Here is a 7,155-nt window from a genome sequence, read left to right on the forward strand (position 1 = left end):
TGCCGCGTTTCGAAGCCGGCGCGCGGCCAGGGCAGGCCGGTGTGGCGGCGCAGCATGTCGGCGGCCTCGCGGTGGCGGCCCGCCAGCGACAGCGCCTGCACGCGCATCTCGACGAATTCGGGCGCGAACGGATCGATCGCGAGCGCCTGATCGGCCCACGGCAGCAGTTCGTCCTCGCGCTGGCGGGCGATCAGGCGCCGGCAGGCGTCGCGCAGGAATGCGGGGATCTCGGCGGCGCGCGCCGGCCGGGCGAGCGGCACGCGGAACGGCTCATCGGGCGAAAGGTGGGCAGGGGTGCGCATCGGGCGTCGGGGGCGGGTGTCTCGGGGCCGGTTCCGTTATCTGGCGCGGGCCGGCGAACCGGGCGCGCAGCGTCGCTGCAATCGTCAGTGTAGAGAATCGGCGCGGCGGCGTGGCAGGAAATTCCGGCGGCGCGGCAGCCGGCGGCAAGCCGGGATCGGGGCGGTTAATGCAGTTGACACGCGGCGCTGAGATAATCGGGAACGCACGAATCTGACGTATTCCCACGGAGGCAGCACGATGAGCGACACCCGTATCGAAGACCTGGACGCCGAAGCGCGTCAGCGCCGCCTGGAAGAAGACCTCGTCGACGCCTACGACGAAGAGCTCGAAATGGAGCTGGACGACCGCCGTTTCGACGACGAAGCAACCCTGTTCTCGGCAGAACGCCGCGAAGCGCGCAAGGCGTACTTCCGCGAGCTGTTCCGCCTGCAGGGCGAACTCGTCAAGCTGCAGGACTGGGTGGTCGCCACGGGCCACCGCCTGGTGGTGATTTTCGAAGGCCGCGACGCGGCCGGCAAGGGCGGCGCGATCAAGCGCATCACGCAGCGCCTGAACCCGCGCGTGTGCCGCGTGGCCGCGCTGCCGGCACCGAACAACCGCGAGCGCACCCAGTGGTATTTCCAGCGCTATGCCGCGCATCTCCCGGCAGGCGGCGAAATCGTGCTGTTCGACCGCAGCTGGTACAACCGCGCCGGCGTCGAGCGCGTGATGAACTTCTGTACCGACGAGGAGTACGAGGAATTCTTCCGCTCGGTGCCCGAGTTCGAGAAGATGCTGGTGCGCAGCGGCATCCAGATCGTCAAATATTGGTTCTCGATCACCGACGAAGAGCAGGAAACGCGCTTCGAGGCCCGTATCCAGGATCCGCTCAAGCAGTGGAAGCTGAGCCCGATGGATCTCGAAAGCCGCCGCCGCTGGGAAGCCTACACGGCCGCGAAGGAAGAGATGCTGTCGCGCACGCACATCCCGGAAGCGCCGTGGTGGGTGGTGCAGGCCGTCGACAAGAAGCGCGCGCGCCTGAACTGCATCGACCACCTGCTGAGCCTGGTGCCGTATCACGAGGTCGAGCACGCGCCGGTGCTGCTGCCGGATCGCGTCCACCACGCCGATTACCTGCGCCGCCCGGTGCCGGAATCGATGATCGTGCCGGAACGCTACTGATCCCGGCCGCCGTTCCCGGAGCGGGCGCGCCCGCCGGCTCCGGGGATTGACAAACGCCGCGGCATCGCGGATGCTCTCGCTCCATGAACCGTCTCGCCTTCCCGATCGCGCACATTATTCGCACCATTCATCGAATGGTGGGTTAGCGCGCGCAAGGAAGCCGTCACGAAACCCGCCCCCGAGGCGGGTTTTTTGTTTCCGTCTCCGGGCACGATCATCCCCCAAGCCAGGAGCGTTCGATGCTGTCGCCGTCCAGTCGAAGTCAGGAAACCGTCACCCCCCCGTCCGCCGAAATCGCATCGAGCCTCGACGCCTATCTGAAGAAGATCCTGACCGCCCGCGTGTACGACGTGGCGATCGAAACGGCGCTCGAACCGGCCCGCAACCTGTCCGCCCGCGTGCGCAACCGCGTGTTCCTCAAGCGCGAGGACAACCAGCCGGTGTTCTCGTTCAAGCTGCGCGGCGCCTACAACCGCATGGCGCATCTGTCGACCGAGGCGCGCGAGCGCGGCGTGATCACGGCCTCGGCCGGCAATCACGCGCAGGGGGTGGCGTTTTCGGCGGCCCGGCTCGGCGTGAAGGCCGTGATCGTGGTGCCGGTCACCACGCCGCAGGTGAAGGTGGACGCGGTGCGCGCGCACGGCGGCCCGACCGTCGAGGTGATCCAGGCCGGCGAATCGTATAGCGACGCCTACGCGCACGCGGTGCAGGTGCAGGCCGAGCGCGGCCTGACGTTCGTCCATCCGTTCGACGATCCGTACGTGATCGCCGGGCAGGGCACCATCGCGATGGAAGTGCTGCGCCAGCATCAGGGGCCGATCCACGCGATCTTCGTGCCGATCGGCGGCGGCGGCCTCGCGGCCGGCGTGGCGGCCTACGTGAAGGCGGTGCGCCCGGAGATCCGCGTGATCGGCGTGCAGGCGGCCGATTCGTGCGCGATGGCGCAGTCGATCCGCGCGGGCGAGCGCGTGACGCTGGCCGAGGTCGGGCTGTTCGCCGACGGCACGGCCGTCAAGCTGGTGGGCGAGGAAACCTTCCGCCTCTGCCGCGCATTGCTCGACGACGTGATCACGGTGGATACCGACGCACTGTGCGCGGCGATGAAGGACGTGTTCCAGGACACGCGCAGCGTGCTGGAGCCGTCGGGCGCGCTGGCCGTGGCCGGCGCGAAGCGCTACGCCGAGCAGACGGGCATCGAAGGCGAAACGCTGATGGCGATCACCTCGGGCGCGAACGTCAATTTCGACCGCCTGCGCTTCGTGGCCGAACGCGCGGAAGTGGGCGAGGCGCGCGAGGCCGTTTTCGCCGTGACGATCCCCGAGGAACGCGGCAGCTTCCGGCGCTTCTGCGAACTGGTGGGCGAGCGCAGCGTGACCGAATTCAATTACCGGATCGCCGACGCACGTTCCGCGCACATCTTCGTGGGCGTGCAGACGCGCCGCCGCGGCGAATCGGCCGAGATCGCCGCCACCTTCGAGGCGCACGGCTTCGGCACGGCGGACCTGACCGGCGACGAGCTGTCGAAGGAGCATATTCGCTACATGGTCGGCGGGCGCTCGCCGCTGTCGCACGACGAGCGGCTGTTCCGCTTCGAATTCCCCGAACGGCCGGGCGCGCTGATGAAGTTCCTGTCGGCGATGGCGCCGAACTGGAACATCAGCCTGTTCCACTACCGCAACCAGGGCGCGGACACCAGCTCGATCCTGGTGGGCCTGCAGGTGCCGGCCGCCGATCACGCGGCGTTCGACCGCTTCCTCGCCACGCTCGGCTATCCGTCTCACGAGGAAACCGCGAACCCGGCGTACCGGTTGTTCCTGGCCTGAACCTGGCTTGACGCGGCAGCCCTGAAGCCGCGCGCGCCGGGCGTTCACTCGAACGCGGGAAACCCGGCGCGCCCCTGCGTGGCGTCGAACAGCGCGTCGCGCGTCGCATCCACTTCGGTGACGGGCAGCGTGATCGCGAGCCGCACCGTCATCGCGTAGGCGCTGTCGGAAAGCGCGAAGCCGGCCTGCTCGATCCAGCGGCGCACGCGCGCTTCGTCCGGATAGCCGATCTCGATCGCGAGCCGCGTCATGGCGATGCGCTCCACGCGTTGCGCGTCGAGCAGCGCGCCCGCGATCGCGTCGGTGTAGGCGCGCACCAGCCCGCCCGCGCCGAGCTTGACGCCGCCGTAGTAGCGCACCACGGCGGCCAGCACGCCGTCGAGGTCATGATGGCGCAGCACTTCGAGGATCGGACGGCCCGCGGTGCCCGACGGCTCGCCGTCGTCGGACATGCCCGACTGGCCGCCCGCGAGCAGCGCCCAGCAGACATGCGTGGCGCCGGCGTGCGTATCGCGCAGCGCCTGCAGCTCGGCCATCGCGGCGTCGCGATCGGCCACCGGGATCGCATAGCCGATGAAGCGGCTCTTGCGGATCTCGATCTCCTTCGTACAGGTGGCCGCGAGGGTATAGGTCATGGCGGGTGGGGCGGCAACGGCGCAGCGGGCGGAAAACCCGACATTCTACGGGCAGGCGCGCGGCGGCACCGCGCGCCGCCGCAAGCGCACCGCCTTCAGGCTGGCTGCCTCGGCGCAACGCCCTGCGCGGCCCAGGGCGGCGGCGCGTTGCGATGGAGCACGTGCAGCCCGTCGTCGAACGACAGCGCCTGCAGCCCGTGCGCGGCGGCCAGCGTGCCGAGCGCCGCCGCCGAAAACAGCGAGATATGCCCGTTGCGCGGCAGGCAATACCACCAGTCGGCGATGCCGGCCTCGACCTGCGCGTCGCTCACCAGCAGCGTGGAGAGCAGGATCGCGCCGTCGGCGTCGAGGTAGCGCAGCAGCGTGGCCACGAGCGCATGCGGATCGGGATGATGCTCGAACACCTCGAACGCGAGGATGGTGCGATAGGCGCCGTCGGCCGGCTGCGCCTGCGGCGCGCCGTGATATGGATCCCACGAGGCGATCCGGCCGAAGCCGCGCGCGGCCAGTTCGTGTTCGAGCTGGCCGAAGCCCGAGCCGAAATCGAGCGTGGGCTGGCCGGCCATCGACGGGAAATGCCGCATGATCATCGCGGCGTTGTCGCGCGCCCGCGCGCCGGTGCAATCGGGATCCTGCCGCACGTAATCGTCGTTGTAGATGTGGGCGGCGAAATCGTCGGGCGTCCACGCGTCGAACGCGCGCGTGAACACGAAGCCGCAGCGCGCGCAGCGGTGGTAGTAGACGGGCATGCCCGCGTAGGGATCGACCTTGCGGCCGGCGAAGCGATCCGCGCCGCCCACCGAGAAATCCAGCACGCCACACAGACGGCTCGCGCCGCCGCAACACTTGCAGGCGGTTTCGGCGGGGGCGACGCACATCGGCGCAATCGGTGCAATCGGCATGGCGGTCTCGGGGCTCGGTCGGGTGCCGCCATCATGCCAGTTCCGGCCCGCCCCGGCCATGCATCGACGCCGGCCCATGCAAACCGGGTTCGCGCGGCCCGCCACGGCCTGTTGGCGGGGTGCGCCAAGGCCGGGCATTCCCCGATGGACGGCAGCGCCGGCCCGCGCCGCGCATGGCCGGGCGGCATACATCGACGCGTGTCGATGTCTACATTGAAACGTTGAGATAGGTCGCGTTTTTTTGACTCACTACGATCGCTGCCAATCCATCGATACGACCAGGGACGCCCCGATGAATCCGACCGAACAGCAGGTGATGGCAGCCGCCGATGCGTTGATCGACGCGTTCGGCCGGCACGACCGCGAAGCCTATTTCGCGGCGTTCGCGCCCGAGGCGAGCTTCGTGTTCCACCACGTCGATGCGCCGCTGCGTTCGCGCGAGGCCTATGCGGCGCGCTGGCGCGAATGGGAACGCGACGACGGCTTCGCCGTGCTCGGCTGCGAATCGCGCGAGCGCGCCGTGCAACTGGCCGGCGACGGCGTGGCGATCTTCACGCACGCGGTGCGCACCACGCTGCGCACCCGCGCTGGGCAGGACGTGCTCGACGAACGCGAAACCATCGTGTTCGCGCGCGCCGGCCAGCGCTGGCTCGCCGTGCACGAACATCTGTCGCCCGCGCCGCGGCCCGGCGCCGCCGCCTGACGCCGCTTCGACCCACCCGCCGGCCCGCGCGAACGCGCTTCGGCATCAGGACAACTGAACAAGGATTCCCCATGGAACACCCCGGCACGGCGGACCTCGGCGGCGCGGCAGCGCACGAGCAACCGCGCTTTTCCGCGATCGAGACGCGCTCGATCGACTATGTGCCCGACAGCGAGCGGCACGGCAAGGTGCTCGACCAGGGGCCGTTCTGGTTCCTCGGCAACTTCCAGTTCTTCACGATCGCGATCGGTTTCGTCGGGCCGGGCATGGGCCTGTCGCTGGGCTGGACGATCCTGTCGGGCACGCTCGGCATTCTGTTCGGCACGCTGTTCATGGCGTTTCACGCGTCGCAGGGCGCGCAGCTCGGCCTGCCGCAGATGATCCAGTCGCGCGCGCAGTTCGGCTACCGCGGCGTGGTGGTGGTGCTGCTGGCCACCGCGTTCACGTTCATCGCGTTCAACGTGGTGGACGTGGTGCTGATGGCGAGCGGCCTGCATGCGATCTTCGGCTGGCCGCCGGTGGCGATCACGCTGGCCACCGCGCTGTTCGCGCTGTTCCTGGCCGTGTACGGCCACGACTGGCTGCATCGCGCGTTCAAGTGGATGCTGTATCTGAGCCTGCCGCTCTATCTCGTGCTGAGCGCCGCGATCCTGTTCGGCGGCGTGCCGGCCAAGGCCGCGCACGCGGGCGCGTTCAGCCTGGTGGCGTTCGCCTCGCAGTTCGCGGCCAGCGCCAGCTACAACATCACCTACGCGCCGTATGTGTCGGACTACTCGCGTTACCTGCCGCGCAACACGCGGCCGCGCGCGATCATCGGCGCGGTGTTCGCGGGGGCGTCCTCGTCGGCGGTGTGGCTGATCGCGCTCGGCGCGTGGCTGGCGTCGCGGCTCGGCGCATCCGACGGCCTGATCGCGCTGAACGAGGCCGGCAACACGATCTTCCACGGCTTCGGCGCGCTGATCTCGATCATGTCGATCGGGGCGATGGTCGCCACCATGGGCCTGAACAACTACAGCGCGATGCTGACGCTGATCACCGGCGTGGATTCGTTCAAGGCGGTGAAGCCCACGCGCACGATCCGCATCGTCACGCTGGTGCTGCTCACGGCGGTGTGGGTGACGATCTCGATGCTGCTGACCGGCAACGCCATCGACATCCTGTTCGCCGCGCTGACCATGATGCTGTACCTGCTCGCGCCGTGGACGGCCGTCAATCTCGTCGATTACTTCTTCGTGCGGCGCGGTCGCTACGCGATCACGCATCTGTTCACGGCGGACGGCATCTACGGCGCGTGGGGTGTGCGCGGGCTCGCGTCGTATGCGGCGGGCTTCATCGCGTCGGTGCCGTTCTTCGTGCTGCCGGGCGTGTACAGCGGCCCGCTCGCGGCGCGGCTCGGCGGCGTGGACATCGCCTGGGCCGTGGGCCTCGCGGTCGCGACGCTCGCCTACCTGCTGCCGTGGCGCCGGCTCGACACGCGCCGTACGGAAGAGCGTCGTGGAGGGCAGGGGTGGTGGTGGCAGTGTAGATGCCGGTGGAGGTGGGTCCGTTACCGAAAGCGAGTGCGTCGTGAATCGGATGGGATGGGTCGTAGGTGCATTTGGTTTCTCGCTGGACATCACGTTGGTCCA

The 7,155-nt window shown here is 69.1% G+C and carries 6 protein-coding genes and 1 pseudogene; 4 read left to right on the plus strand and 3 right to left on the minus strand.

Annotated features, from left to right (window positions below; genetic code table 11):
- Nucleotides 1-302 (minus strand): annotated as a pseudogene (locus tag G3N92_RS28650) (hypothetical protein); the annotation flags it as partial.
- Nucleotides 303-540: 238 nt separating this feature from the next.
- Between G3N92_RS28650 and ppk2 the strand changes: the two are divergent.
- Together ppk2 and ilvA are read left to right on the plus strand one after the other, a co-directional pair.
- Entirely contained in the window at nt 541-1,464 is a 924-nt protein-coding gene (gene ppk2, locus G3N92_RS28655; protein ID WP_206130949.1) for a polyphosphate kinase 2, read from the plus strand.
- Between the two features lie 239 nt (nt 1,465-1,703).
- The gene (ilvA, locus tag G3N92_RS28660) at nt 1,704-3,287 is read left to right on the plus strand and encodes a threonine ammonia-lyase, biosynthetic (RefSeq protein WP_206130950.1); all 1,584 of its coding nucleotides are present in this window, start codon (nt 1,704-1,706) and stop codon (nt 3,285-3,287) included.
- A 44-nt stretch (nt 3,288-3,331) separates the two neighbouring features.
- Here the strand turns inward: ilvA and G3N92_RS28665 are convergent, their stop codons facing one another.
- Both G3N92_RS28665 and G3N92_RS28670 read right to left on the minus strand, forming a co-directional pair.
- Nucleotides 3,332-3,922, minus strand: coding sequence for a YigZ family protein (locus G3N92_RS28665; RefSeq protein ID WP_206130951.1), 591 nt, complete (start codon nt 3,920-3,922; stop codon nt 3,332-3,334).
- 95 nt (nt 3,923-4,017) lie between these two features.
- A complete protein-coding gene (locus G3N92_RS28670) occupies nt 4,018-4,824 on the minus strand; it encodes a class I SAM-dependent methyltransferase (protein WP_206130952.1) in 807 nt (268 codons plus the stop codon).
- Between the two features lie 292 nt (nt 4,825-5,116).
- On the opposite strand from G3N92_RS28670, the gene G3N92_RS28675 reads away from it, so the two are divergent.
- Together G3N92_RS28675 and G3N92_RS28680 are read left to right on the plus strand one after the other, a co-directional pair.
- Nucleotides 5,117-5,527, plus strand: a complete 411-nt coding sequence (locus G3N92_RS28675; RefSeq protein WP_206130953.1) for a nuclear transport factor 2 family protein — start codon at nt 5,117-5,119, stop codon at nt 5,525-5,527.
- A 71-nt stretch (nt 5,528-5,598) separates the two neighbouring features.
- Nucleotides 5,599-7,155 (plus strand): cytosine permease (locus G3N92_RS28680; RefSeq protein WP_241015076.1); only part of this gene is annotated, 1,557 nt, incomplete at its 3' end.

This window comes from Burkholderia sp. Ac-20379 (assembly GCF_017104645.1).
Classification (GTDB): domain Bacteria; phylum Pseudomonadota; class Gammaproteobacteria; order Burkholderiales; family Burkholderiaceae; genus Burkholderia.